The sequence below is a fragment of the Nonomuraea sp. NPDC049725 genome (assembly GCF_040674795.1).
Lineage (GTDB): Bacteria > Actinomycetota > Actinomycetes > Streptosporangiales > Streptosporangiaceae > Nonomuraea > Nonomuraea ceibae.
In genome coordinates this window covers 102454-126895 of sequence record NZ_JBFANJ010000002.1, presented here as the reverse complement: position 1 = coordinate 126895, position 24442 = coordinate 102454, and the positions used below count along the sequence as shown (strand labels likewise).

The window sequence follows — 24442 nt, the reverse complement described above, 5'->3', positions numbered from 1 at the left end:
CGCGTGTCGAGTATATGTAACACTCCGGAGTATGCGCCGCTATCTCACCGAACCGTTCGACGGCAGCGACCGTTACGCCACCGAGCGCTACCAGGGCGCGGCCGGGCGCAACTGGTGGCGCTGCGACCCGGCGCTGCGCCTGCTCATGCGGCGCCACCTGGGCGACGGCTACGCCTGGGCCGAGCCGCACCTCGACCGGCTCGGCGCGCTCATGGGCGGGCTGATCGCCGAGTGCGCCGAGGAGACCGACCGCAACCCGCCGCGCCTGGAGAAGTACGACGCATGGGGGCGCGACATCAGCGAGGTCGTCATGCCGCCCTCCTTCCACACGGCCCGGCGCGCCCTCCTGGCCGACAACTTCACCTCCCCGGCCTTCGCCGAGCAGGCCCGCGCCCACGGCGCCGACCCCGCCGCGCTCGCCGCCGCCTGGACCTACCTGCTCGACCAGGCCGACATCGGCATGGGCTGCGCGCTCGGCACCGGCGGCGACATGGTCGTCTCCCTCGCAGAACGCCACGCCCCCGACGACGTCAAGGAACGCGTCCGGCAGATCTTCGCCGACGGCCACTACTCGGGCGAGGCCGCCCAGATGTTCACCGAGCGGACCGGCGGCTCCGACCTGGCCGCCCTGGAGGCCACCGCCGTCCCCGACGGCGACGCCTGGCTGCTCACCGGCCTCAAATGGTTCGCCTCCAACGCCAACGGCTCGGCGTTCGTCGTGCTGGCCCGCCACGAGGACACCGTCGCGCCCTTCCTCGTCCTGTGGGAGCGCCGCGACGGCAGCCGCAACGGCGTGCGCATCCGCCGCCTCAAGGACAAGCTCGGCACCCGCTCCGTCGCCTCGGCCGAGGTCGAGTTCACCGGCGCGGAGGCGTTCCTGCTGGCCGGGCCCGGCTCCGGCTCCGGGCTCGGCACCATGATGAAGCTCACCAACGCCTCCCGGCTCGGCGTCGCCATGATGGGCGCCGGACTCGCCAGACGCGCCCTCGTCGAGGCGCTCTGCTACACCCGCGCCCGCGAGGCCTTCGGCCGCCCGCTCATCGACCAGCCGCTCATGCGCCGCAAGCTCGCCGAGCTCATCGTCGAGACCGAGGCCGCCCAGGCGCTCGTCTTCGACGGCCACGTCGGCCCCCGCCTGCGCCTCGCCCCCGCGCTCATCAAGCTCCGCGCCGCCCGCCTCGGCCTCACCGCCGCCAGCGACGCCGTCGAGGCGCACGGCGGCAACGGCTACATCGAGCAGTGGCCCGTCGCCAGGCTGCTGCGCGACGCCCAGGTCAACCCCATCTGGGAGGGCGGCGACAACATCCTCTGCCTCGACGTGCGCCGCGCGATGCTGCGCGAGAACGCCCACGAGCCGTTCCTCGACCGCCTGGAGGCCGCCCTCCAGTCGCCGCCTTCAGGCGACTGGTCGCTGGTACGGGGGCGCGTCGAGGACCTGCGCAAGGCGATCATCGCCTGGTCCGCGCTCGACCCCGCGGTGGCGGAGGCCCGGCTGTATCCGCTGGCCCAGTTCATGGCCGACGTGTACGCCGCCGCGCTGCTGGTCGAGCAGGCGGGATGGGAGGAGCGCGCGGGGCACGGGACGCGCAAGGCGCTGGTGGCCCGGCTCTACGCGGACGCCTACCTGGCCGACCACGGGCCGCTGCGCGGGCTCGACCGGGCGGCGGCGGACGACCTGGAGCACTTCGACGACCTGGTCGCCGGCACGTTCACCGCCTGACCCCGCGCGAGAGCCTGGGATCACCGGGGGCGGCGGCCCTTCTTCTGCTGCCCGGACTTCTGTTGTGTGGTCTTCTGCTGCGTCGTCTTCTTCTGGGCGGCCTTGCCCCGGGCCGGCTGCCGCGCTTCCGGCTTCTTCTTCGGCTTGCGCGCCGGCTCGGCCGGGGCGCGGCCCCGCGAGCTGTTGGCCGTCCGCCCCCGGACGATCCCGATGAAGTCCTCCACCAGGTCCGTCGTCGCCTCCGTGAGCCAGGCCAGCCCCACCTGCGACTGCGGCGCGTCGGTCACGGGCCGGTAGGTGAGGTCACGCCGGTGGTGCAGCCGCGCCAGCGACTGCGGCACCAGCAGCAGCCCCGCCCCCGACGCCACCAGCTGGACCGCGTCCGCCGTCGTGGCCGGACGCTCGAACGCGGGCACCCCCGGCCGCACCGCCCACTCCAGCGCGTCGTCCAGCGGATGGAACACGTCCTCGTCGGCCAGATCGGCGACGGTCACCTCGTCGGCCGCCGTCACCGCGTGGTCCTTCGGCACCACGACCACCGTGGTCTCCACGTACAGCGGAATCACGCTGAGCCCGTCACGCTCGACCGGCAGCCGCACGAACCCCGCGTCGGCGCCGCCGTCACGCAGCAGCGGCACCACCTCGGCCGCGGGCGTCGCGACCAGCGTGAGCGGCACGCCGGGCACCCTCTCGGCCCAGACGCCGGCCCATTTCGCGGGCGTCACCCCGGGCGAGTACGCCAGCCGGAACGTCTCCTCATGAGTCACCCCCACAGGGTACCGATGTCAAAGGAACCGCCCCGTACTGACTACCCTTGACCCCATGACCTCGCCCAAGCCCAAGACGCCCCAGACGATGAAGCCCGCGACCGCGGCCAAGAAGCTGGGCATCCTCCTCTCGGCCACCCCCGCCGAGTTCCAGGAGGGCGTCGTCTCCCGGAGCGAGCTCAACGCGATGCAGTCCTCCCCGCCCGCGTGGCTCGCCGACCTGCGCCGCAACGGCCCCCACCCCAAGCAGGTCGTCGCCGCCAAGCTCGGCGTGTCCGTCTCCGGCCTGATCAGGGGCGGCATCACCGACCCGCTCACCACGGCCGAGATCGACGCCCTGAAGGCGGAGAACCCGGCGTGGCTGGAGCACGAGCGCTCCGTCCAGGCCGAGGTCCGCAAGGAAGCCCAGCGTCTCAAGCAGGCCTGACCCGCCCGCCGCCCGGCGCGGTAGGTTGACGGGATGCGTCCGGCAACCGAGCTGCGGCAGCGCTGGCTGGAGACCCTCCCGTTGATGATGAAGCGGGCCGGCATGTACGCCTCGGACGGCCCCCAGATGGAGACCGTCGCCAGGATGCTCCTGGAGAACCTCTGCTTCCTCGATGAGCGCGACGAGGACTTCGCCGCCGTCCGCCAGACGCTCGGCGACCGCTACGGCGCATGCGGCGTTCCCGGGGCGTTCGCCCAGGCGTTCGGCTCCGGCAGCAGGTGCGTGGAAGAGGTCGCGTCGGTGTACGCCGAGCAGTTCCACCGCCTGGGCTACCTGGAGGTCGACGGGACGCTCGGCGAGAGCGAGTGGGCCGCGCTGATCGAAGAGGCGCGGACCTGGTCCGGGCAGCGGGACGTACGCCGTGACGAGGTCGAAGCGGCCTTCGGCCCCCCTGACTTGGTCGTCGGCCTGCGCGTCCTCTGCTACGTCTCCACGGCGGGGGAGTGGGCGTTCTTCGACTGCTGGGAGGAGACCGTCAGGCGGTACGCGCCAGGGAAGGGCGGCTGCGAGCCCGTCCCCGGCGACGGGCCGCTGGTCCGGTCGGTCCGGGTGCCCGCGCCGGATTTCCGGAGCGGGCTGGTGCTGACGCTCTTCGGCTCGTGGGTGCACCGGTCGGCATGAGCGGAGGCGATGACGCCTGGGTGGGGCGGGTGCGCGGGCTGGTGCTGGGGCTGGCGCTGGGTGACAGCGTCGGCCGCGGGGCCGTTCCGCCTGCCGGGCCGCTCCTGGCCGGGGTCAGCACGCAGCTCGCCGCCTTCACGATCGAGGGCGTCATCCGCGCCTGGGTCCGAGGCGAGCACAGGGGCATCTGCCATCCGCCGTCGGTGATCTGGCACGCGTACTGCCGATGGGCCGCCCTGCAGGGCATCGAGACGCACGAGCGGCACCGGCGCTGGGCGGCGGGCACGGCGCGCTGGCCGGACGGCCGGCTCGCCGACGTGCCGGAGCTGCGGGAGCGGCGCGGCTCGGCGCCCGCCACCGTACGGGCGCTGAACCGGCCCGAGCAGGGCGGCATCGAGCGGCCGTCCACTCAGAGCCGGGGCTGCCATGCTCTCACCCGTTCCCTCCCGCTGGCCGTACTGTCCGGAAATGTCGCCCCCGACGCGCTGGCCGAGTTCGCCCAGGACGTGGCCGCGCTGACCCACGGCGACCCGGGGGCGTACCGGACGACGGCGGCGGCGGCGATCCTGGCGGGCCGCTGCCTGACGGCGGGCTCCCTCGCGGACGCGGTGGCATCCGGGCCCGGGCTGCCCCGGCTGCCGGAGGTGTCGGAGATCCTGGACGAGGCCCGTACGGTGTGCGCGGCGGCCCGGCAGGAGCCCCGGGACCGGGCGCGGCTGGCGGCGATCGCGCCCGACGCCACCGCGCTGTCGGCGCTGTCCGGCGGCCTGTACGTCGCGGCGTCATGGCCTGGTCCTGGCGAGGCGGTGGACCCGGTGGACCCGGTGGACGCGGTGGACGCGCTGGCGTTCGCGGCGACGGCGCCCCACGGGCAGTCCGTCGCCGCCGTCACCGGCGCGCTGCTCGGGGCGCTGCACGGCGCCGGCGTGTGGCCGGACGGGCTGCTCAACAGGCTGGAGCTGGGGGCCATCATGGACACGCTCGCCCGGGACCTGGTGGCCCAGCTGACCGAGAGCCCGTCCGGAGGCGCGTACGGGCGGCCGAAGGATCCCACCTGGCTGACCCGCTACCCCGGTTGGTGACGCCCGCCCGTTGCCCGGCCCGGCATTTCGGATCATCATCAAGGCGGGATCGACCGGCCGAGCGAGGGGACGCCCCGCTGAATGATCGACGACATCGTCACGCGGGCCTGCGGCAGCGGCCTCCGGGCCCGGGCGGCCCGCCGGTGGATCTCCTGGCAGGTCCGGCGCGGCAACCGGACCGCGATCCGGGCGCTGTGGCAGGGCTGGCGCCGGCGCGGTGACCCGGTCCTGTGGGGACTGCTCGAACGCACCGGCCGGCTGAGCGCCACCGACGCCCTCACCGGGGACGAGCTGGTCCAGGCGGTGTTCGCCCGCCTCGACGGGGTGCGCGCCATCGCGTTGCGGACCGTCGTCGCGCGGGGGCGCCCGGCGGAGATCGACAGGGTGTACCGGGAGAGCTGGGGCCGCCCGGACGACGAGGCCGCCGCGTGGCTGCGCGAACTGACCGATCACGGCCTGCTCCCCGCCGACCCCGCGCTGCGCGCCCGCGTCCTGCTGGCCGTGGGGGACCGCGACGGCTACCTGGACCTCGACCCCGACGGCGCCCACCTCACCCAGGACCCCGGCACCGACGGCAAGGTGCTCCGGGTCGCGCGGCACCTGAGGGCGCTGGAGCTGGAGGAGTGGTTCCTGCGCCGTCTCGCCGAGCGCGACGACGCGTACCTGTGCAGCTTCCTCTCCTGGACCACGCCGCACGAGGTTCTTCCTGCGGTGCCGCCCGATGTCGTCCAGGCGGCCCTGCGCAGCCGGGTCCCCGGCACCGTGGCCCTGGCCGAGCGACGCTGCCGCAACGCGGGCGGGGAGGAGCTCACGGCACTGTGGGCGCAGGCGCTGTCCAGCGGCCGGACCTGGCCCGAGCTCCTCGGCAACCCCCATGACCTCGATCCCGAGGCGAGCGCCTACGGCTGGCGGCTGTGGCTGACCGACCCCGGCGACGCCCTGCTCGACCACCTGCAGGCACGTGGCACCCCGCTCACCGAGCACACGCTGGACGCGATCGTCGAGCCCACCGCGCACGAACTGCTGGCGTTCGCCCTGCTCTCACCCCGGCTGCCGAGGCCGCTGCGCACCCGGATCGAGCGCATGCCCGCCCTGCGCGGTCACGTTTTCCTCAACCTGCTGTCCGGCCGGCTCAACCGCCTGGACGTCGAGAAGCTGGCCGCCTGCTACCGGCACGAACCCCTGCGCGAACCCCTGCGCCGGGCATTACGCCCGCTGCGCGGCCTCGACCTGCCGGCGATCATCGGCCACGAGCGCGAGGAGGACCGGCTCTTCGTCGCCCAGACCCTGGCCGCGTGGCGCGACTGGCCCCGGCTGCGCGACTACCTGCTCGCCCTGCCCCTCCTCGACGTGCTGACCCTGGCCCCCCACCTGGCCTCCCCGCCGGCCCCTGGCGCCGTCCCTGAGCTGGGCGCGCTCGCCCCCGCCCTGACCCTCGACCACGCGTTGGCGCGCTACGCCCGGGTGACCCGTTCGCCCCGGATCAAGCCGATCCTGCGCCTCCCGCTCGCCGAGATGACCGGCGACGACCTGGCCGTGCTGCGCTGGATCCAGCGCAGCGCCCGCGACAACCCCAGACTCTGCGCACTCGCCCACACGGTCGAACGCTGCCTGATCGCGGCAGCACCGCCCGACTGACTGAACCCGGGGGGCAGCCCGATGCGTACAACCTGGCGTCCGCGCGTCGCGAAGCCGGGAAAGTCCATGCTGTTACGTTATGCGTCCCCCGTGAGGAGCCCTGTGCCAGGGGATAATCCGGCTGTTCTCGACCGTGCCGGAGACCCGAGATGACGACCCCGTCGCCGAATCCCCAGCCGTCACCCGAGCGCCCGCCGGACCGGCCCCCGGCCCGTTCCGACACGACCCCGGCACAGCCCTCCCGCACCCCACCGGCCATCACCCAGCCCCCGGACTCCCTGGAAAACCTCGGCCTGGACACCTCCCGCCTGACCGCGTTGCGCGTTCGACGAGAGCCCGTACACCGCACTGCTCGGGAGACATCCAGCCCGGCTGGACGCCTAGCGGAAGTGACCTTACGACGGATTCGTCGGTGTAGTACCGGATCCGGGTGCGCGATGAGTCGCGCCTGGGCTTCGAGGATGACAAGGCGGAGCACATGTGATGAGGACAACCTCACGCACCAAGTGGCTCGTGCTGCTGTGCACGCTGCCGCTGCTCGCCGCGTGCCGGCAGGAAGAAGACCCGCCGATCGACACGAGGCCGCTTCCATCAGTAGCCGCCTCCCCGTTCGTCTGCGACCTCGTTCCGCTCGAAGCGGTGCGGCTCATGACAGGACTCCGTGATCCGATCATCAAGGGAGCCTTCGACATGACCGTGGGGCAACAGATCGACAAACTGGACTATGGCACGGGCTCATGCCGCGTCTACCAGCCCACCGGCAACAAACCGAAAGTGCTGCAGATAACCCTCTCCCCGGCCGGATCGGAGCACGAGGTCGAGTGGGAGATCAGCCAAGGGGCCCGGCGTCTGCCGGAAATAGTCCCTGGCGGGATCGGCTCCTACGGGCAGAACGGCCCCGCCGATGACGCTCGTGCCGCCGCGATGCTGGTGCACGGCTACGACCGGGTCATTGTGGAGCTCGTCCACGGCGTCAAAGGCCGGGACAACGCCGCCGACGTGGTCGCGATGATGAAACTCATCGCCCCGAAGCTGATCCTCGACGCGACCCCCGCTCCCGAGCAGACCAAGGACTGACCGATGGCCGCCATGGTGCGCAACCCGCTGCACGAGGCGCTCCAGCAGGCCGTCCGCACGATCGGCCCGATGCTCGAACAGATCGACGCGGACGTCGACCGTCCCACCCGGATGTTCCGCACGGGCAAGGTGTGGACCGGACCGGCCGCCAAGCAGTTCGACGCCCAGATCGCCCAGTTCAGCTCCCGGGCCCGCAGCTCAGGGCAGGCCATCATGGACGAACTGCGCCAGGTCCTGAGCCGGACGCCCACCGAGGTGACCGAGGAGGAGGCCGCCTCGATCAAGCGAAAGTACCGCCTCAGCTGACGCCGGTGATGGAAGGTGACCCGGACTGCTTCGGCTCAGTGCATAAACCTGATTTCAGGAATTCCCAAAGAAGCGCCCGCAAAATGTGTGAATGTCATCCCCCTTATAGGGACGGCCATAGCAATAGCGTCGGGCTCGCAGCATTTCGCTTCATCCCCACCGTGCCGACGGCTACCATGTCCTCGACCCCGTTATCTCCCGAGATCGGGCGGCAATGGCGACAAAGGAAGAGATCGAAGCCGCTCGACGGCACATCGAGCGACTACGCGAAGAGCATGCCAATGACCTGATCGCGCTTGTTCGCCTGGTCGACGGCGGCGCGCTCAAAGGCGAAGCCGGGGACCGGCTCATCACCGACCTGCGCGGCTGGGACCGGGCGTTCAAGGACCTTTTCGCCAAGGCTCTGGCGTTGCTCGACTCCGTCCAGCCGTCCGATCCGACCAGGGGAGCGCCTGCCGGATGAGTCCCATGGTCGGCATCAACCCCACGTTGATGACCCAGCTCATCAACGGCATGAAGCGGGCCGGCGACACCCTGCCGGACGTCGGCCGCCAGGTGGAACGCGCCCTGACCTCCCTGGACATCCCCTTGTGGGGACCGGGCCCCCTGCAGGCCATCGGCCGTCAGCTGAGCGACCAGATCCCCTCGCTCCAGGGCCGCCTCGACCTGATCCTCGCCGAGCCGGACCGGAAGTCCGGCAAGGGCGGCATCCTGTGGGCCAACGAATCAGCCTGGCTGTCCAAGTCGCCCGCCGAGGGCGCGGCCTCGGCCAAGACCCTGGCCACGAAGCTCCGCGACCAGATCAAGAGCCACTCCCTCGACGCCAAGACGGTGGCGGAGCTCGAACGGCACAAGAACGATCCGTACTTCGCCGTGGCCTTCGCCAAGGAGATCCCGCCCCGCGAGCTCAAAGCCCTGATCAACAGGGCGTACGGGGCAGGACTCCCGCCCTCGGGACGCCCCTCCCAGCGCGACGTCGCGACCCAGGACAGGCTCGCCACCATGCTCAGCAAGATCCTGGGCACGGCCTCACGCGGGGTCGGCCAGATGAAGCTCCCCGACAACTACGCCGACCAACTGGTCGACGGCATCGAAAGCCCGCAGGACGCGTTCGCCGTCAAAAGACTGCTCCAGGACGGCGAATTCGACCACGGATTCCTGCTCTCGGTGGTCCAGAAGCTGTACGACAAGGACGTGGCCCACCCGCCTGACCCGAGCCTTCCGCGAGATGTCTGGACCATGCCCGGCCCCAAGGACATCTCGCCCGGCGACCTCAGCCCCATGGGCACCGCCCTGGTGGCGCTGGCACACCATCCCGCCGTCGCCCAGGACTTCTTCACCGACCCGCAGCGCAGACCGCTGGCGTACCTGATGCGGAAACACCACTGGGACGGCGACGCGAACGCGGAACTCGGCTGGGCCATCCAGTCGGCCAGCACCGAGTTCCGCGATCACGACCTGCCTCCCGGCAGTTCGCGCGGCTACAAGTCCGCGCTCATCGCCTCCTGGGCGGTCCACTTCTGGAAGGACCCCAAGGTCCAGGCGAACCTGCCCGACACCCGCACCCACCTCGGCAACGTCCTGGCCCAATACATCGGTGACGTGCACCGTGCAACACGGTCCTTCAGCGAGGAAGTGCCAGGCGTGGTGACGGATCAGAACGCGGACAAGAATATGAGCGGCGTGGAACCGTATGGTGCCTTGTTGAATGCAAACGACGTCAAGAAGGTCATGACCTGGGCGTTCGCTGATACCGACGCGTTTCAGACGGTGACCGCCGCCCACGGGATCTATGCCGCCAAGATGCTTGACGAAGTGGCCGGCAAGGTGGCCGCAGAGGTCAGAGCTGACTTCGCGACATGGCAGGCGGCGCATCCTCAGGCCACACCACAGCAGATCGAGGCTGCACGGCAGGACATTCTCGAAGAACGCATGAGCCGCAGCGGAGGTGCCGAATTCGCCCGGGCCGCGCGAGCTCTCAGCAGAACAACCTGGGCGATCACCGATGCTGCGAACATCTCCGCCATCGAAGCAGCGAAGGCCGACGACGCGCGCTTCGCGGCATTCAAGTCAATGGCCGAAAAGGTCGTCGGCCTGGCGCCAGGTCCCCAAGGTAAGTTCGTCGGTCTCCTGGTGGACGAGGCAAAGGCCACGATTTTCGGAAAGATCGGGTCCAGCCGCGAAGAGCAGGCGCGGGAGGATGCGGATACCGCAACCGGCTTGGCCAAGCATATGTTCGCCGACCTTACGGCAGCTACGATGATGCGCCATGGGCTTTTCGGTGACCCGGCCGCCCAGGCCAAGACCCACCCGTACAGTCACAAGGACTTTTCCCCTGGCGCGGACGGTCATTTCATGGTCGACGGAAAAATCAAGCCGTGGTCGGATATGGACTCAGATGAGCGTAGGTCTTACAAGGACTGGCTGTCCTTGAACGAGACCGGCCGCGTCTTCGGTGCGCCGGACACAGCCATCGAGACCGGGTTCGAGAGTGCGAAGAAATACTACTCCAAGAGCGGCTCATGAGAATAAAGCGATCGATTGCACTCGCTGTTGCCCCTCTTTCCCTGCTCGCGGCATGTACGTCTTCTGAACCGCCACCGGACACCCGGCCGCTGGGGAACGTCACCCAGGCACCCCTGGAATGTGACCTGATCTCGGCGAACGCCATCCAGATCGCTACGGGGTTGGACGACTACAAGGCTTTCGGCACGAAGATGGACATGGGGCGGCGCTTCGAATCCTGCACCGTGAGTGAGAAACCGGACCAGGAAGACGACCGAGGACTCATGATTGAAATCTTCGAACCGTCTCCCACCAGCCCGGAAGGGCTGGAGAACACCAAGGTGTCCGCTCAGGGGAAGGACCTGCCTGGCGGATTGGGGCCGGGCTTCGCGGCTAGACGGAAGAACGAACAGGATCAGACGATCGCGTTCGTCTACGGGTGGACGCCTGACCACAAACGCCTTCTCAGCATCAACATTATCGAGGGTGCGCCGGGCCGCGACTCCCTGGCGGATGCGACCGAATTCTTCCGCCAGCTCAAGCCAATCCTCCTGGACAAGCCCGCCTGATCGGCCACGGCCACGTGATTCGGCAACTGGGTGCCCTTCTGTAGGGACGAATCGGCCTGGTATGGCGTCGGCTTCCGCCGTAGCGTGAGGCGTGGCGAGGGATCCAGGGAGGCACCCATGACCGTACGAGTGGAGCGCGACGGCCCCGTCACCACCGTCGTGCTCAGCAGGCCCGGCGTACGCAACGCCGTCGACGGCAAGACCGCCGCCGCGCTGGCCGACGCGTTCCGGGAGTTCGACGCGTCCGACGCCGCCGTGGCCGTGCTGTGGGGGGAGGGCGGCACGTTCTGCTCGGGCGCCGATCTCAAGGCGCTGGACAACCACGTCGGGGAGGACGGCGACGGGCCGATGGGGCCGACGCGGCTGCGGCTGACGAAGCCGGTGATCGCCGCCGTCGCCGGGCACGCCGTCGCCGGCGGGCTGGAGCTGGCCCTCTGGTGCGACCTGCGGGTGGCGGAGGAGGACGCGGTGTTCGGCGTGTTCTGCCGCCGCTGGGGCGTGCCGCTCATCGACGGCGGCACCGTACGGCTGCCGCGTCTCATCGGGCAGAGCCGGGCGATGGACCTGATCCTCACCGGCCGCCCCGTCCCGGCGCGGGAGGCGTACGAGATGGGGCTGGTCAACCGGTTGGTGCCGGGCGGGACGGCACGGCGGCACGCCGAGGAACTGGCGGGAGAGATCGCCCGGTTCCCGCAGGAATGCCTGCGGGGGGACCGGATGTCAGTGCTGGAGCAGCACGGGCTGCCCCCGGCGGAGGCGATGCGCAACGAGGTACGCCGCGGTCTCGTCTCGCTGCCGGGTGCGGCCGGAGGCGCGGCCCGGTTCCGGGCCGGGGCCGGGCGGCATGGCGACTTCGGCCACTTCTGACCTTAGGCGAACAGGTCGTCGAGGGTTTGGATGGTGGCTGCTCTGGTGGCCCAGGTTTCCAGCTGGTTGAGGTCTTTGCAGGTGGTGATCTGGGTGTGCGTTTGGTCGGGGAGGGTGAAGCCTCGGGCGGTGAGTACGAGGATGACCAGCTTGGCGGCTTCCTCGGCTTTGCCTTCCTCCCGTCCCTCGTCCTTGCCGCGGCCGAAGTGTTCGCGGGCGAAGGGGCTGTAGACGGGCCAGGTGGTGGACGTCATGATCTCCTCCGTCCGGGGCTGCGGCAAGGCGGTGGCGAACTCTGAGGCCCTTAGGCGAACAGGTCGTCGAGGGTTTGGATGGTGGCTGCTCTGGTGGCCCAGGTTTCCAGCTGGTTGAGGTCTTTGCAGGTGGTGATCTGGGTGTGCGTTTGGTCGGGGAGGGTGAAGCCTCGGGCGGTGAGTACGAGGATCACCAGCTTGGCGGCTTCCTCCGCTTTACCCTCTTCGCGGCCGACTTCTCGGCCTTCTTCCTTGCCGCGGCCGAAGTGTTCGCGGGCGAAGGGGCTGTAGACGGGCCAGGTGGTGGACGTCATGATCTCCTCCAGGAGCTGGCGAATCTCCGGCGCGGACATGCTGTAGGCGTATTCATAGTACTGCGGAGCGTGATCGTCGGCGGTGTCGGTCAGGGCCGTGGCGAAGGCTTCGATGACCTTGCGGTTGCGGCCGTGGACCATGACGGACATCGTGGCGAGGTCGAGGTGGGCGGTGGCTTCTTTGGCGTCGGTGATGGCGGGGATGGAGTCGGGGCCGAGGACGCAGGGGTGCAGGCGGTAGCCGGTCAGCCCGGAGTCGACGGGACGCATGTAGTGGGCGGCGGTGGCCCGGTTGGGGCAGACGACCAGGACGGTGGCGTCGCAGTGCATCATCAGCCACAGCGAGGCGGCGTAGCGGGCCAGCTTCCTGGGGTCCTTGGAGGTGTCCTGCTGGATCTCGACGACGATGGCGTGGGCCGGGGACTGCGGCGGGCCCATGGAGAGGACGAGGTCGGCGTCGAAGTCGTCGGAGGGCCGCGTGTTGAACGTGTTGGGCTCCACCCGCACGAGAGGAGTCTCTGGGAGCTGTTTCCCGATGAGGTCGCGCAGGATCTCCACCGCCAGTTGCGGCCGGTCGCGGAACATGGAGACGAGCGCGTCATGTGGAGGGGACGGCATGAAGCTCATTGTTACATGATGAACACGTAACGTGACGGCAATTCATGGAGTCCAGAGGTGCGGCGGAAGGAATGTGCCGGGAGGCGGCGGCGTTCAGCGGCACGTGATGATCATCGCAGCGTCTCCGGTGCTCCCGCGCCGGGTGCGGATCACACGGTAGGCAGGGGGTACGTCGTGACCGTCAAGCCCAGAACGTTCCGCTTCGGTGTGCCGTGGGAGGACGCATACGGCTACAGCCAGGCGCTGCAGGCCGGCGACACGCTGTACGTCTCGGGGCAGCTCTCGCACGACGCCGCCGGCGAGTTCGTCGGCGCCGGTGACTTCGAGCTGCAGATGAAGACCACGCTGGCCAACCTCGACCTGGTGCTGGCGCATTTCGGCGCCACCCGCGGCCAGATCGTGGAGACGACCGTGCTGGTCAGGAACCTGAGGGAGAACTTCGACACGACCGCGCGGCTGCATGCCGAGTACGTCGGGGAGCACCGTCCGACGAGCACGGTCCTGGGGGTCTCCGACCTCGCCCTGCCGGACCAGCTCGTCGAGATCGGCGCGCTGGTCCGGCTGGACGTGCGGGCGTAGCGCGGTCGAAAGCCGGGGAGGGGGCGGGCGACCAGCCCGCCCCCTCCCCACCCGGACGGCGCCCGTCACCGCCCGCACCGCTTCCCCGTCGGCCGAAGGAGGCTCAGGCCGGCTCCGCGATCCCGAAGCGGGGGATGGGCAGGTCCTCGGTCGCCAGGTGCACGATGTGCGACTCGGTGTAGACGTCGATGCTGTGCCGCCCGCCCTCCCGGCCCAGCCCGCTGGCCTTCACCCCGCCGAACGGGGTACGCAGGTCGCGCACGTTCTGCGAGTTGACCCAGAGCATCCCCGCCTCGATGCCCTGCGCGAGCCGGTGCGTGCGGCGCAGGTCGTTGGTCCACAGGTACGCGGCCAGCCCGTAGCGGGTGGCGTTGGCCAGCTCCAGCGCCTCGGTCTCGGTGGCGAACGGGGTGACGCACACCACCGGCCCGAAGATCTCCTCCTGGAAGATCCGCATGCCGGGGGTCACGTCGGCGAACACCGTGGCGGCCAGGAAGTTGCCGTCGGGCAGCGCTTCGGGCCGTGAGCCGCCCGCCACGAGCCGGGCGCCCTCCTCCACGCCGGTCCGCACGTACTCCATCACCCGGGCGTGGTGCTCGGGGTGGATGAGCGCGCCCAGCTCCGTGGCGGGGTCGTCCGGCGATCCGACCCGGACGCGCGAGGCCCGCGCCGCCAGCCGCGTCACGAACTCCTCGTACACCGTGTCCTGCACCAGGACGCGCGAGCTGGCCGTACAGCGCTCGCCGTTGAGCGAGAACACGCCGAAGACCGCGGCGTCGAGCGCCCGCTCCAGGTCGGCGTCGTCGAACACCACCAGCGGCGACTTGCCGCCCAGCTCCATCGACAGCGTCTTCAGCCCGTCGGCGGCCGCGCGCATGATGGTGCGGCCGGTCCCGGTCTCGCCGGTGAACGAGATCACCGGCACGTCGGGGTGCGCGACCAGTGCCGCGCCGGCCTCCTCGCCGATGCCGTGCACCAGGTTGAACACCCCGGTGGGCAGCCCGGCCTCCTCCATGATCTCCGGCAGCAGGCCGGCCGACAGCGGGGACCACTCGGCGGGCTTGAGCACGACCGGGCAGCCTGCCGCGAGCGCGGGCGCGAGCTTCCAGGTCTCCAGCATGAACGGGGTGTTCCACGGCGTGATCAGCCCGGCCACCCCGACGGGCTTGCGCACCACGTAGTTGAGCTGGGCCGAGCCGACCCGGTAGACGTCCTCGCCGAGCGTGGTGATCACATCGGCGAAGAAGCGGAAGTTCTGCGCGGCCCGGCGGGCCTGGCCGCGTGCCTGCGCGATCGGCAGGCCGGTGTCGCGGCACTCCAGCGCGGCGATGCTCTCGTCGCGGGTCTCGATCGCGGCGGCGATCGCGCGCAGCACGGCGGCCCGCTCCTCGCCCGTCATCCGGGGCCACGGCCCGTCGGTGAACGCCTTGCGCGCGGCCGACACGGCGGCGCTCACGTCCTCGGGACCGCCGGCGGCGACCGTCAGGTAGGGCCGGTTCGTGGCCGGCTCCAGCGCGGTGAAGGTCGCGCCGGACACGCTCGGCACGGGCGCGCCGTCGATGTAGTGCTCAAGGTTCATCGGACGACTTCCTCGCTCTGTGCCAGCAGTTCCTCGATCCGGGCGGCGCCCGCCTCGGTCGGCGTGATCAGGGGCGGCCGGACGTGCCCGGAGGCGATCAGCCCGCGCCGCTCCAGCACCCACTTGGCCGGGGCCGGGTTCGTCTCCACGAACAGCAGCTCCACCAGGGGATGCAGGGCGTAGTGCAGGTCCAGGGCGGTGCGGTGGTCGCCCTCGGTGTAGGCGGTGTACATGCGGGCCACGGCCGCCGGGGCGAGGTTGGCCGCCGCGCTGACGAAGCCGGCGCCGCCGATCGCCAGCAGCGGCAGGCACAGCAGCTCGATGCCCGACCACATCAGGAAGTCGCGCCCGCACCGGTGCAGCACCTGGGAGAAGTGCTCGAAGTCCTTGGTGGTCTCCTTGATGCCCACGATGTTGTCGTGGGCGCGCCGCAGCCGGGCGACGGTCTCGGGCGCGATGTCCACCGCCGTGCGCGAGGGCACGTTGTAGATGACGATCGGCAGCCCGGGGAACTCCGCCGCCACCGTCGCGTACCAGCGGAACAGCGCCTCCTGCGTCGGGCGCGCGTAGTAGGGGGTGATGACGAGCGCCGCGTCGGCGCCCAGCCGCTCGGCCTCGGCGGTGAGGCGCAGCGTCTCGTCCAGTTTGGCCGAGCCGGTGCCCGGCAGGAACGGCACGCGGTCGGCGGTCTCCTCCGCCACCGCCGTCATCGCGGCGATCCGCTCCTCGACGCTCTGCGCCCCGGGCTCTCCGGTGGAGCCGCCGGTGGAGATGCCGTGCGAGCCCCGGTCGAGCTGCCAGCGCACCAGCGCCTGCAGCGAGTCGACGTCGAGCTCGCCGTCCTCGGTGAACGGGGTCACCACCGGAGCGATGGACCCGCGGATGGCCGCCGGATCCGAACGGAACTTCATGTGATCACTCCTTGCTGCACGATCAGACCTGCGCGCGCGGTCGTCACCGGGCGTCACGCCACGCCTGGTACGCCTCCCGCGAGGCTTGGTTCATCGGGTAGAGCCCGTCGACGGACGCGCCCGCGGCCACCCGTTCGTAGATGAAGCGCTCCTCGTCCTCCTGGCGGGCGGCGTCGCGCGCCACCTCGGCCGCCAGGCCGGGCGGGATGACGACCACGCCCTCGGCGTCGCCCACGAGCACGTCGCCGGGCATGACCAGCACGCCGCCGCAGGCCACCGGGACCTGCGAGTCCATCGGCACGTGCCGGCGGCCCAGCACCGCGGCGTGCGGCACGGCGTAGTAGGCGGGCAGGTCCAGCGCCCCGAACGACGGGCTGTCGCGCAGCCCGCCGTCGGTCACCACCCCGGCGGCGCCCCGGCGCAGCGCCCGCAGGGCGAGGATGTCGCCCAGCGTGCCCGCGCCGTGGTCGCCGCGCGCCTCGATCACCAGGACCTCGCCGGGGCGGATCTCCTCCACGGTGCGCTTCTGGGCGTTCATGCCGCCGCCGATCTCGGCGAACACGTCCTCGCGCAGCGGCACGTACCGCAGCGTCCGCGCCACGCCGACCATGCGCAGGTCGGGCCGGGTGGGGCGGACGCCCTCGACGAAGTGGTGGTCGATGCCGCGCCTGCGCAGCTGCGACGACAGCGTGGCGGTCGACACCGACCGCAGCGCCGCCGCGGTCTCCTCGCCGAGGGCTCCCGTACGGGGAGCCGCGGCGGATCCGAAGGCGGCGGCGCGGGTCTCGCCGGTGGCGCGGGGCTGCGCGCCCCAGGCGGGCAGCGGCTCCGGGTCGGCGACGATCTCGTTGCGCAGCCGGCCCGCGCCCTCCAGCTCCACCTCCACCACGTCGCCGGGCCGCACGACCGTGGAGCCGGCCGGGGTGCCGGTCAGGACGAGGTCGCCGGGCTCCAGCGTCATGAGCCGCGACAGGTCGGCGATCAGCAGGTCGAAGCCGAACAGCAGCTCGTCCGTGCCGGCGTCCTGGACGAGCTCGCCGTTCACGTACGTGCGCAGCCGCAGCGCGGCGGGGTCGGCGCCGGTGAGGATCGCGGGGCCGACCGGCGTGTAGCCGTCCTGCCCCTTCGCCCGCAGGTTGGAGCCCTGGTCGGCGTGCTTGAAGTCGTAGACGCCGAAGTCGTTGGCCGCGGTGTAGCCCGCCACGCAGCCGAGCGCCCGCTCGCGGGGGACGCGGTGGGCGCGCTCGCCGATGACGAGCGCGATCTCGCCCTCGAAGGCGAGCAGGTCGCACCCGGCGGGCCGGACGACGGGCCGGCCGGACCAGGACAGCGAGGACGGCGGCTTGAGAAAGTAGGAGGGGACGGCCGGGGTGCGCCCACGTTCGGCCGCGCGGCTGCGGTAGTTGAGGTGGACCGCGATGATCTTGGATGGCGTCAGGCCGAGCGGGTGTGCCACATCAGCTCCCAAATCATATAGGACATCGTGAATGATATCCGAGGGATCAAGGGAGAGCTATAGACAAAGATATTTGAATTCGTACATGATTGGCCATGCCCGGCAGGGCCCCGGAGCGGCCACGAGGCCGCCACCTGGGCCGGGAGACGGGACCCGTACCACCTGGAGGGGCGTGATGGGAGAGATCGTCCTGGCGGCGAAGATCACACATGTGCCGTCGATCTGGCTGTCCATCCAGCCGGGTGAGCACTTCGGCATCCGCAGGCCCGCCGAGCTGGCGCTGACCGAGGTCGGCGAGCGGGCCCGCGAGCGCGGCGCCGACACCTTCCTCGTCGCCGACACCCACTGGATGAACAGCATCGGCTTCCACCTCAACGGCAAGGAGCGCCACCGCGCCTCCTACGTCAGCCATGAGCTGCCGCACTTCATCCACGACCTGGAGTACGACTATCCCGGCGACCCGGAGCTGGCCGAGCTGATCCGCGAGGAGATCGTCGCCGGCGGCCAGAAGGCCCGCGTCCACACCTACAAGGACCTCGGCCTGGAGTACGCGACGCTGGTGCCGATGTACTTCATGAACGGCGACCCGGCCGTCCGCGTGCTGCCGATCGGCTGCAACATCTACTCCTCGATCGAGGAGAACCGCCGCATCGGCGAGGCCCTGGCCCGTGCCGTGCGGCGCAGCGACCGCAAGGTGGCCTTCCTGGCCAGCGGCTCGCTGTCGCACGCCTTCCCGCCCAACGAGATCGCCGAGTCGCTGCTCAACGACGTGAGCAGCGAGATCAACCGGAAGGTCGACCTGTCGGTGCTCGACATGTGGACCGAGGGGAGGATCGCCGAGTTCCTCAGGATGCTGCCCGACTACAACGAGCGCTGCACGGGGGAGGGCGCGATGGCCGACACCGCGATGCTCTTCGGTCTGCTCGGCTGGGACCGCTACACGGGCAAGGGCGAGCAGCTGTGCCCGTACTTCGGCAGCAGCGGCACCGGTCAGGTCGTGGTCGACTTCCCGGTGCCCGAAATCGTGAACTGAGACCGTTAAGCTACGATCCGATATCGTATGCGAAAGTTGGCGGGGAAAGGTGTGAAGCGATGGGGGACCGTGCCGGCCTGGCCGTGCGGGTGTTCACTCCCGATCGGGCCGCGGACGCGCCGCCGGTGCTGCTCGTGCACGGCTTCGGCTCCGACGGCGGACGCGACTGGGCCGAGACGGGCATCGCCGGCGCGCTGACCGCCGCCGGGCGCGTCGTCGTGGCGCCCGACCTGCCCGGCCACGGTGACAGCCCGGCCCCCGCCTCGCCCGCCGACGCCGGCGCCAAGGCCGTCGCCGCGGCCCTGGTGACCGCCCTCGACCAGGCCCTGGCCGGGGTTCCGGCTCCGGCCGGGGGCGCGTTCGACGCGTTCGACGTGGTCGGCTACTCGCTGGGGGCGCGGCTCGCCTGGGAGCTGCCCGAGGCGGCCCCGGGCCGCGTGCGCCGCGCCGTGCTCGGCGGGCTCAGCCCCGTGGAGCCGTTCGCGGCCGTCGACGTGGCCGCCCTGCGCCGGGCCGTCGCCGGTGAGGGCGAGCCCGCCGACCCGCTCACCTCGGCGATCGCCGGCCTGGCGCGGGCCGCCGGCGACCGCGCCGCCGGGCTGGCGCTCTGCGTCGAAGGGCTGCGCGACACCCCGTTCGAGCCCCGCGCGTGGGGCGGCGAGCGCCCGCCGGTGTTCGTGGTGGGAAAAGACGACGTGATGAGCGACGGGATCGGGCGTATCGTCGAGTTGGCCGGCGCCACGGAGCCGGTCACGGTTCCCGGCGACCACTTCCAGGCCCTCGCCGGCGCCGGGTTCCGCGACGCCGTCCTGAGGGTGCTCCTACAGTGATCAAGCAGAGAACGACCGGCGGAGCAGGCGCCGGCGTCCGGCCGCCTGCCGCCGGTCGTCCGTGGTGGCCCAGCGTCCGGCCGAGAGTGAGGGGACATCGGTGAGTTCCGCGAAGGGGTCCGCGCGGGCCAGGGCCTCCAAGGCCGAGCTGAGCTATGAGCTGCTCCGCTCGCGCATCATCGACGGCACGTACGGGCCGGGCTACCGGCTCGTCATGGACCAGCTCGCCCGCGAGACCGGGGTCAGCACCATCCCGCTGCGCGAGGCCGTGCGGCGGCTGCAGTCCGACGGGCTGGTCGAGATCGTGCGCAACATCGGCGCGCGGGTCGCCATGTTCGACTCCGCCCAGGTGGAGCACTCGCTGCACGTCCTGGCGCGGCTGGAGGGCTACGCCACCGCGATCTCCGCGCCGCGCATGAAGGCGTCCCACCTCAAGCAGTCACGCGAGATCAACGCGCGGATGGTGGCGGCGCTGGAGGAGTTCGACCCGCCGTCGTTCACCGCGCTCAACCGCGAGTTCCACTTCTCCATCTACCAGCACTGCCCCGACGAGCACCTGCGGGCGCTGCTGGAGGCGGAGTGGGCGCGGCTCGACCACATGCGGCGCTCGTCCTTCGGCCACGTGCCTGGGCGGGCCCGCCGCTCGGTCGAGGAGCACGAGCACCTGCTCGACCTGATCGCCGCGGGCGCCCCCGGGGCCGAGATCGAACGGGTGGCGTGCGCGCACAAGATCGCGACCGCCGACGCGCTGCACAACGCGCACCTGTCGCCGCAGTCCCTCTGACCCACCCGTGCGGCCCTGACCCACGCGTACGGCGCACCCGCCCGCGTGGCCCGGTGCGCCGCACGCGCGTTCTCAGACCAGGAGCTGCCCGCCGTCGACCTGCACCACCACGCCCGTGATGTGCCGGGCGGCGGGCGAGGCGAGGAACACCACGAGCGGCGTCACGTCGCCCGTCTCGGCGATGCGGCCCAGCGGGATGCGCGCCTCCCAGGCCGCGCGGGCCTGCGGGTCGGCCATCAGCCCGGCCGTCATCGGCGTGTGCACCGGGCCCGGGGCCACGCCGTTGACCCGGATGCCGTGCCCGGCCAGCTCCAGCGCGCCGGTGCGGGTCAGCGCGTCGACACCGGCCTTGGTTGCCTCGTAGTGGCCCAGGCCCGCCGTGGGCTGGCGGGCGCCGATCGAGCTGATGTTGACGACGCAGCCGCCCCGGCCGGCCGCGATCATCTGGCGGGCGGCGGCCTGCGTGACGGTGAACGTGCCGCGCAGGTTGACGGCCACGACCCGGTCGAACACCTCCAGCGGCAGGTCCGTGAGCGGGCCGCCGCCCGCGACCACGCCCGCGTTGTTCACCAGCACCTCGACCGGGCCGAGCCGCTCGGCCACCACGGCCAGGCCGTCGGCGACCGACGCGGCGTCGGTGACGTCCATCGTCACGGCGAGCGCGCCCAGCTCGCCGGCCGCCGCCTTGGCGGCCACCCCGTCGGCGTCGGCGATCACGACCCGCTCCCCGGCCTCGGCGAACGCCCCGGCGACGGCCCGGCCGATCCCACTGGCCGCCCCGGTCACGACGACCACCCGCCCCCCACCCGCGCCGCTCCCCGGGCCTGCGCCGTTCATCGGGCCTCCGCCACGATGACGCGCGGGCTGCCCGGCAGGGTCCGCGTCTCGACCGGCTCCCAGCCGGCGGCCCGCAGCCAGCCCCGCACCTCGTCGTCCGGGTAGACGACGGTGCCGTCGATGACCAGGTATTCGGCGGCGTGCAGCGCGTCGAGCGGCCGCTGCCGGTCGTCGGAGTCGAGGAAGAAGTCGAGCAGCAGGAGCGTCGCCCCCGGCGTGGCGGCCCGGCGGGCACGCTCGGCGATGCGCAGGTTCTGGGCGGCGTCGTAGCGGTGCGCGACGTGCTCCAGCAGCACCAGGTCGAAGCCCTCGGGCACGTCGCCGTCGAGCGGGTCGCCGTCGACGACCTCGGCCCGGTCGCCCACCCCGGCGGCGACCAGCGTGTTGCCGGCGTGCACGGCCAGGTCGCCGCCGGAGAAGAACGCGCCCCGCAGCCCCGGGGCCGCGCGCAGCGCCTCGGCCAGGAACGACCCGGACAGCCCGCCGAAGTCGATCACCCGCTCGTGCCGGGAGAAGTCGTAGTGCCCGGCGAGCATCCTGGCGTGCAGCGCGTTGTAGGTCATCACGCCCGACAGGAACACGCGCGTCCGGTCGCCGCCCAGGTCGAGCTGGGCGGGCTTGGCGGTGCGGGCGCTCTCGCCGAAGCCGAGCCAGTGCCCGTAGCTGATCGTGTCGAGGAACGTCAGCCAGGGGCCCAGGTCGACGTCGTCGCCCGACCCGGCGAGGTAGCGGGCGGCGGCGGGGCCGTTGGAGTAGCGGCCGTGGTCGCGCTCCAGCAGGCCGAGGCCCGCCATCGTGTCGGCCAGGACGCGGGCGGTGCGCTCGGGCAGCCCGGTCGCGGCCGAGAGCTCGGCGACGGACGCGGGCCCTGCGGCCAGGGCGCGGAACAGGCCCGCCTCGCTCGCCGCGAAGAGCTGCTTGGCGGCCATGTAGCCGGTGGCCACCTGCACGATCCGCTCGGGGCCGTTGAGAGATGACATGGGGGATGCACTCCTTGTACGGCAGAAGGATATGGGGAATGCTATACGATTCAGCGGACGGCGGCCAGGGGGCCGCACCCACCCCCAAGGGAGGCAGGCGTGGAATTCTCAGGTCAGGTGCCCCGGCGCAGGCTCGGCGACGGCGGCCCGGAGGTCCCGGTCCTCGGCCTCGGCTCGTGGAACACCTGGGACCGCATGCCGCGCGAGCAGGTGGCCGAGCTGATCGGCACGGCCGTCGCGCGCGGCGTCAACCTGTTCGACGTGGCCCATTACGACTTCGGCCCGCACGCCGAGAACGCCGTCACCGACGTGATCTTCGGCCAGGCCGTCAGGGAGGCGGGCGTCGCCCGGGAGGACTACCTGCTGTGCGGCAAGCTCTGGCTGTGGGACTACCCGGCGCTCTCCTTCGCCGGGCAGGCGGAGGTCGCGCTCGACCGCATCGGCACCGACCGCGCCGACCTCGTCGTCCTCGGTGACTTCGCCGGCGAGCTCGACCTGCGCGCCGTGGTGAGCGACGTGTCCGAGCTGGTGCGGGCCGGGCGGTTCGGCTGCTGGGGGGTCAACAACTGGTCGGCCCGCGACCTGCGCCTCGCCCGTGACTTCGCGCTGGCTGAAGGGCTGACGCCGCCCGCGTTCGCGCAGCTCAAGTACAGCGTGGCCCGGCGCTCGGTGCCCGACGGCGAGCCCTACGGCCGGCTGTTCGCCGACGGGCTCGAGCTGCAGGCCTCCGACGTCTTCGAGGGCGGCATCCTGGCCGGCAAGCTCCACCCCGAACGCAAGATCGGCGCCGACCCGGGCGGCATCCGCGACCGGATCCGCGCCGCCTACCCCGAGCTGCGCCGGGTCGCCGAGTCCTTCGGGGCCACGCCCGCGCAGCTCGCCATCGCGTTCTGCCTGGCCCACCCGGCGGCGGCCAGCGTGCTGGTCGGGGTCAGCGGGCGGGCCCAGCTCGACGACAACCTCGGCGCGCTCGCCCTGCTGGAGCGGCACGGAGACGAGCTGCGCGCCGCCGTGGCCGGGCTCTGGATCGACCGCGACGTCGTGCACCCGGAGGCCGCCTGGGGCGCCGACGCCCGCTGAGCGGGCGGCGGCCGGGCGCGAGGGCGTGGCAGGCGGCGTTGCGGCGGCGCTCCTACGCCTCGTGGACGACGCGGCCGTCCACCACCGTCATGCGGACCGAGACCTGCGGCAACGCCCCGGGCTCGGTCCGCAGCAGGTCTCCGTCCAGCACGCACAGGTCGGCGACCTTGCCGGGCTCCAGCGACCCCTTCCACGCCTCCGCGCCGTCCTGCCACGCCGGCGTGATCGTGTACGCGCGCAGCGCCCGCGCGAGCGCCACCCGCTGCGCCGCCCCGCGCACCCGCCCGTCGGGCCCCTGCCGGGTGACCGCCGCCGCGACGCCCGCCCGCCAGTCCGGCGTCAGCACGGGCGCGTCCGAGCTGAGGCAGAGCGGCACCCCGGTGGCCAGCGCGTCACCCACCGGCCAGGCGTACGCCGCCGCCTCGCGGCCCAGCGCGGCCACCAGCAGGTCCTCGGTGGCGACCGGGATGCCCGCCTGGGTGTTGAGCCCGATCCCGGCGGCCGCCATCGCCTTCAGCGTTGCCGGGTGCAGCAGGTCGCCGTGGATCAGATAGTGGCGGGCGTCCCGGCCGTCGCGGGCGAGGGCGGTGGCCAGGGCGCGCGTGACGACCCGCGTCGCCCGGCTGCCCGTCGCGTGCACGCCGATCTGGTGCCCGGCCGCGTGGGCCGCGTCGATCATCGCGACCAGCCCGGCCTCGCGTTCGTCGTCGGTGCCGCCGTCGACCAGCAGACTCCCGTACGTGCCGTCCTCGTACGGCTCGTCCGTCCAGGCGGTGCGCATCGGCGGGATGCCGTCGGCGAAGACCTTCACCCCCGCCACCCGGAACCATCCGGGCACGGCGGCGGGCGGCGCGAAGCCGCGCAGGCCCTCCAGCAGGGCGGCGGGCGAGCTCGCGCCGTCGAGCTCGCCGAACAGCGTCAACGCGGTGACGCGCGCCGTCAGCAGGCCCTCGGCGGCCAGGTCCGCGTAGTCGCGCAGGGCCGCCGAGCCGAAGCAGCCGCTCGGCCCGTCGTCCTCGCCGGGGCCCAGGCCGGGCTCGGTGTAGCTGGTGATCCCGAGCGTCGCGAGCAGGGCGCCGGTGCGCAGGATCGCGGCCCGCCGGTCGGCGCTCGTCTCCAGGCGCGCGGGCGCCGCCGGAGGGTCGCCGTGACCGCCTCCGGTGAGCTGGTCCATGAGCAGGGACGGCCACATCGTGCCGAGCCACACGCCGTGCAGATGGGAGTCGTTGATGCCGGGCAGCACCGACGCGCCGCGCAGCGGGACGACGCGGGTGCGGCGCCCGATCAGCGGGGCCACCTCCCCGGCCGTGCCGACACGGGCGATCGCGCCGCCCCGGACCGCGATCGCCTCGGCGACCCGGTCGGCGGCGTCGACGGTGTGGACCTGACCCCCGGTCAGCACCAGGTCGGCCTCGTCCTGGGATTCGTTGCGCAACATCTTCCTCTTCGCTCTAGACATCGCCGATCGGCTCCGAATAACGTACACGGAATCGGATACGATTTTCGAGTGCCTGAGCGAGGCACCCGGGCGATCGGAGGTAACGATGC

The 24442-nt window shown here is 71.9% G+C and carries 25 protein-coding genes; 16 read left to right on the top strand and 9 right to left on the bottom strand.

Annotated features, from left to right (window positions below; genetic code table 11):
* Positions 1–31 precede the first annotated feature (31 nt).
* Positions 32–1720 carry an acyl-CoA dehydrogenase family protein gene (locus AB0J53_RS05105; protein WP_364168730.1) on the top strand — a complete coding sequence of 563 codons (1689 nt, stop codon included), beginning with the start codon at positions 32–34 and terminating at the stop codon, positions 1718–1720.
* Between the two features lie 20 nt (positions 1721–1740).
* Here the strand turns inward: AB0J53_RS05105 and AB0J53_RS05100 are convergent, their stop codons facing one another.
* Positions 1741–2487 carry a LysR family substrate-binding domain-containing protein gene (locus AB0J53_RS05100; protein ID WP_364168728.1) on the bottom strand — a complete coding sequence of 249 codons (747 nt, stop codon included), beginning with the start codon at positions 2485–2487 and terminating at the stop codon, positions 1741–1743.
* 55 nt (positions 2488–2542) lie between these two features.
* Between AB0J53_RS05100 and AB0J53_RS05095 the strand changes: the two genes are divergently transcribed.
* From AB0J53_RS05095 to AB0J53_RS05050, 10 genes are all read left to right on the top strand, one after another.
* Complete coding sequence (locus AB0J53_RS05095) at positions 2543–2914, top strand: DUF5997 family protein (protein WP_219517953.1); 372 nt, start codon at positions 2543–2545, stop codon at positions 2912–2914.
* 33 nt (positions 2915–2947) lie between these two features.
* On the top strand, positions 2948–3595 hold the full coding sequence (locus tag AB0J53_RS05090; RefSeq protein WP_364168726.1) for a hypothetical protein: 648 nt from the start codon (positions 2948–2950) through the stop codon (positions 3593–3595).
* Positions 3592–4677, top strand: coding sequence for an ADP-ribosylglycohydrolase family protein (locus AB0J53_RS05085; RefSeq protein ID WP_364168724.1), 1086 nt, complete (start codon positions 3592–3594; stop codon positions 4675–4677). The genes AB0J53_RS05090 and AB0J53_RS05085 overlap by 4 nt, the downstream gene beginning before the upstream one ends.
* 81 nt (positions 4678–4758) lie before the next feature.
* Positions 4759–6315 carry a hypothetical protein gene (locus AB0J53_RS05080; protein WP_364168722.1) on the top strand — a complete coding sequence of 519 codons (1557 nt, stop codon included), beginning with the start codon at positions 4759–4761 and terminating at the stop codon, positions 6313–6315.
* 513 nt (positions 6316–6828) lie between these two features.
* Positions 6829–7392 carry a hypothetical protein gene (locus AB0J53_RS05075; RefSeq protein WP_364168720.1) on the top strand — a complete coding sequence of 188 codons (564 nt, stop codon included), beginning with the start codon at positions 6829–6831 and terminating at the stop codon, positions 7390–7392.
* A 3-nt stretch (positions 7393–7395) separates the two neighbouring features.
* Positions 7396–7698, top strand: a complete 303-nt coding sequence (locus tag AB0J53_RS05070; RefSeq protein ID WP_364168718.1) for a hypothetical protein — start codon at positions 7396–7398, stop codon at positions 7696–7698.
* Positions 7699–7912: 214 nt separating this feature from the next.
* On the top strand, positions 7913–8161 hold the full coding sequence (locus AB0J53_RS05065) for a hypothetical protein (RefSeq protein WP_364168717.1): 249 nt from the start codon (positions 7913–7915) through the stop codon (positions 8159–8161).
* 5 nt (positions 8162–8166) lie between these two features.
* On the top strand, positions 8167–10224 hold the full coding sequence (locus tag AB0J53_RS05060) for a hypothetical protein (protein WP_364168715.1): 2058 nt from the start codon (positions 8167–8169) through the stop codon (positions 10222–10224).
* Positions 10221–10772 carry a hypothetical protein gene (locus AB0J53_RS05055; protein ID WP_364168714.1) on the top strand — a complete coding sequence of 184 codons (552 nt, stop codon included), beginning with the start codon at positions 10221–10223 and terminating at the stop codon, positions 10770–10772. The genes AB0J53_RS05060 and AB0J53_RS05055 overlap by 4 nt, the downstream gene beginning before the upstream one ends.
* Before the next feature lie 117 nt (positions 10773–10889).
* Positions 10890–11639, top strand: a complete 750-nt coding sequence (locus AB0J53_RS05050) for a crotonase/enoyl-CoA hydratase family protein (RefSeq protein WP_219511056.1) — start codon at positions 10890–10892, stop codon at positions 11637–11639.
* 2 nt (positions 11640–11641) lie between these two features.
* Here AB0J53_RS05050 and AB0J53_RS05045 read toward each other — a convergent pair whose 3' ends face one another.
* Both AB0J53_RS05045 and AB0J53_RS05040 read right to left on the bottom strand, forming a co-directional pair.
* Positions 11642–11893 (bottom strand): hypothetical protein, encoded by a 252-nt coding sequence (locus AB0J53_RS05045; protein ID WP_364168712.1) that lies wholly within the window; start codon positions 11891–11893, stop codon positions 11642–11644.
* A 50-nt stretch (positions 11894–11943) separates the two neighbouring features.
* Complete coding sequence (locus AB0J53_RS05040) at positions 11944–12834, bottom strand: hypothetical protein (RefSeq protein WP_364168710.1); 891 nt, start codon at positions 12832–12834, stop codon at positions 11944–11946.
* Between the two features lie 165 nt (positions 12835–12999).
* Between AB0J53_RS05040 and AB0J53_RS05035 the strand changes: the two genes are divergently transcribed.
* The gene (locus AB0J53_RS05035; protein WP_364168708.1) at positions 13000–13404 is read left to right on the top strand and encodes a RidA family protein; all 405 of its coding nucleotides are present in this window, start codon (positions 13000–13002) and stop codon (positions 13402–13404) included.
* A gap of 103 nt (positions 13405–13507) precedes the next feature.
* Here the strand turns inward: AB0J53_RS05035 and hpaE are convergent, their stop codons facing one another.
* From hpaE to AB0J53_RS05020, 3 genes are read right to left on the bottom strand one after another with little or no spacing between them, the layout of a single operon-like run.
* Entirely contained in the window at positions 13508–14983 is a 1476-nt protein-coding gene (gene hpaE / locus AB0J53_RS05030; RefSeq protein ID WP_364168706.1) for a 5-carboxymethyl-2-hydroxymuconate semialdehyde dehydrogenase, read from the bottom strand.
* Positions 14980–15894, bottom strand: a complete 915-nt coding sequence (dapA, locus tag AB0J53_RS05025; RefSeq protein ID WP_364168704.1) for a 4-hydroxy-tetrahydrodipicolinate synthase — start codon at positions 15892–15894, stop codon at positions 14980–14982. The genes hpaE and dapA overlap by 4 nt, the downstream gene beginning before the upstream one ends.
* 43 nt (positions 15895–15937) lie before the next feature.
* Positions 15938–17350 (bottom strand): fumarylacetoacetate hydrolase family protein, encoded by a 1413-nt coding sequence (locus AB0J53_RS05020; protein ID WP_364168702.1) that lies wholly within the window; start codon positions 17348–17350, stop codon positions 15938–15940.
* A 175-nt stretch (positions 17351–17525) separates the two neighbouring features.
* Here AB0J53_RS05020 and hpaD point away from each other — a divergent pair, with 175 nt between their 5' ends.
* The 3 genes from hpaD (at position 17526) to AB0J53_RS05005 (ending at position 19997) form a co-directional block, all read left to right on the top strand.
* Positions 17526–18383, top strand: a complete 858-nt coding sequence (hpaD, locus tag AB0J53_RS05015; RefSeq protein WP_219511068.1) for a 3,4-dihydroxyphenylacetate 2,3-dioxygenase — start codon at positions 17526–17528, stop codon at positions 18381–18383.
* 59 nt (positions 18384–18442) lie between these two features.
* On the top strand, positions 18443–19213 hold the full coding sequence (locus AB0J53_RS05010; RefSeq protein ID WP_364168700.1) for an alpha/beta fold hydrolase: 771 nt from the start codon (positions 18443–18445) through the stop codon (positions 19211–19213).
* Between the two features lie 100 nt (positions 19214–19313).
* Positions 19314–19997 carry a GntR family transcriptional regulator gene (locus tag AB0J53_RS05005; RefSeq protein ID WP_364168698.1) on the top strand — a complete coding sequence of 228 codons (684 nt, stop codon included), beginning with the start codon at positions 19314–19316 and terminating at the stop codon, positions 19995–19997.
* A gap of 72 nt (positions 19998–20069) precedes the next feature.
* Here the strand turns inward: AB0J53_RS05005 and AB0J53_RS05000 are convergent, their stop codons facing one another.
* Together AB0J53_RS05000 and AB0J53_RS04995 are read right to left on the bottom strand one after the other, a co-directional pair.
* The gene (locus tag AB0J53_RS05000) at positions 20070–20834 is read right to left on the bottom strand and encodes an SDR family oxidoreductase (protein WP_364168696.1); all 765 of its coding nucleotides are present in this window, start codon (positions 20832–20834) and stop codon (positions 20070–20072) included.
* On the bottom strand, positions 20831–21814 hold the full coding sequence (locus AB0J53_RS04995; RefSeq protein ID WP_364168694.1) for a methyltransferase: 984 nt from the start codon (positions 21812–21814) through the stop codon (positions 20831–20833). Before AB0J53_RS04995 ends, AB0J53_RS05000 begins: the two co-directional genes overlap by 4 nt.
* Before the next feature lie 99 nt (positions 21815–21913).
* Between AB0J53_RS04995 and AB0J53_RS04990 the strand changes: the two genes are divergently transcribed.
* A complete protein-coding gene (locus AB0J53_RS04990) occupies positions 21914–22894 on the top strand; it encodes an aldo/keto reductase (protein WP_364168692.1) in 981 nt (326 codons plus the stop codon).
* A gap of 52 nt (positions 22895–22946) precedes the next feature.
* Here the strand turns inward: AB0J53_RS04990 and AB0J53_RS04985 are convergent, their stop codons facing one another.
* Positions 22947–24332 carry an amidohydrolase family protein gene (locus AB0J53_RS04985; protein ID WP_364168690.1) on the bottom strand — a complete coding sequence of 462 codons (1386 nt, stop codon included), beginning with the start codon at positions 24330–24332 and terminating at the stop codon, positions 22947–22949.
* Between the last annotated feature and the right edge of the window lie 110 nt (positions 24333–24442).

Excerpts from the sequence above, each read along its gene's own strand:
- AB0J53_RS05065 (WP_364168717.1), top strand. The coding sequence starts at position 7,913 with ATGGCGACAAAGGAAGAGATCGAAGCCGCTCGACGGCACATCGAGCGA.
- AB0J53_RS05090 (WP_364168726.1), top strand. The coding sequence starts at position 2,948 with ATGCGTCCGGCAACCGAGCTGCGGCAGCGCTGGCTGGAGACCCTCCCG.
- AB0J53_RS05050 (WP_219511056.1), top strand. The coding sequence starts at position 10,890 with ATGACCGTACGAGTGGAGCGCGACGGCCCCGTCACCACCGTCGTGCTC.
- AB0J53_RS05095 (WP_219517953.1), top strand. The coding sequence starts at position 2,543 with ATGACCTCGCCCAAGCCCAAGACGCCCCAGACGATGAAGCCCGCGACC.
- hpaE (WP_364168706.1), bottom strand. The coding sequence starts at position 14,983 with ATGAACCTTGAGCACTACATCGACGGCGCGCCCGTGCCGAGCGTGTCC.
- AB0J53_RS04985 (WP_364168690.1), bottom strand. The coding sequence starts at position 24,332 with ATGTTGCGCAACGAATCCCAGGACGAGGCCGACCTGGTGCTGACCGGG.
- AB0J53_RS05000 (WP_364168696.1), bottom strand. The coding sequence starts at position 20,834 with ATGAACGGCGCAGGCCCGGGGAGCGGCGCGGGTGGGGGGCGGGTGGTC.
- dapA (WP_364168704.1), bottom strand. The coding sequence starts at position 15,894 with ATGAAGTTCCGTTCGGATCCGGCGGCCATCCGCGGGTCCATCGCTCCG.
- hpaD (WP_219511068.1), top strand. The coding sequence starts at position 17,526 with ATGGGAGAGATCGTCCTGGCGGCGAAGATCACACATGTGCCGTCGATC.
- AB0J53_RS05040 (WP_364168710.1), bottom strand. The coding sequence starts at position 12,834 with ATGAGCTTCATGCCGTCCCCTCCACATGACGCGCTCGTCTCCATGTTC.
- AB0J53_RS05105 (WP_364168730.1), top strand. The coding sequence starts at position 32 with ATGCGCCGCTATCTCACCGAACCGTTCGACGGCAGCGACCGTTACGCC.
- AB0J53_RS05070 (WP_364168718.1), top strand. The coding sequence starts at position 7,396 with ATGGCCGCCATGGTGCGCAACCCGCTGCACGAGGCGCTCCAGCAGGCC.
- AB0J53_RS04995 (WP_364168694.1), bottom strand. The coding sequence starts at position 21,814 with ATGTCATCTCTCAACGGCCCCGAGCGGATCGTGCAGGTGGCCACCGGC.
- AB0J53_RS05045 (WP_364168712.1), bottom strand. The coding sequence starts at position 11,893 with ATGACGTCCACCACCTGGCCCGTCTACAGCCCCTTCGCCCGCGAACAC.
- AB0J53_RS05055 (WP_364168714.1), top strand. The coding sequence starts at position 10,221 with ATGAGAATAAAGCGATCGATTGCACTCGCTGTTGCCCCTCTTTCCCTG.
- AB0J53_RS05060 (WP_364168715.1), top strand. The coding sequence starts at position 8,167 with ATGGTCGGCATCAACCCCACGTTGATGACCCAGCTCATCAACGGCATG.
- AB0J53_RS05080 (WP_364168722.1), top strand. The coding sequence starts at position 4,759 with ATGATCGACGACATCGTCACGCGGGCCTGCGGCAGCGGCCTCCGGGCC.
- AB0J53_RS05010 (WP_364168700.1), top strand. The coding sequence starts at position 18,443 with ATGGGGGACCGTGCCGGCCTGGCCGTGCGGGTGTTCACTCCCGATCGG.
- AB0J53_RS05085 (WP_364168724.1), top strand. The coding sequence starts at position 3,592 with ATGAGCGGAGGCGATGACGCCTGGGTGGGGCGGGTGCGCGGGCTGGTG.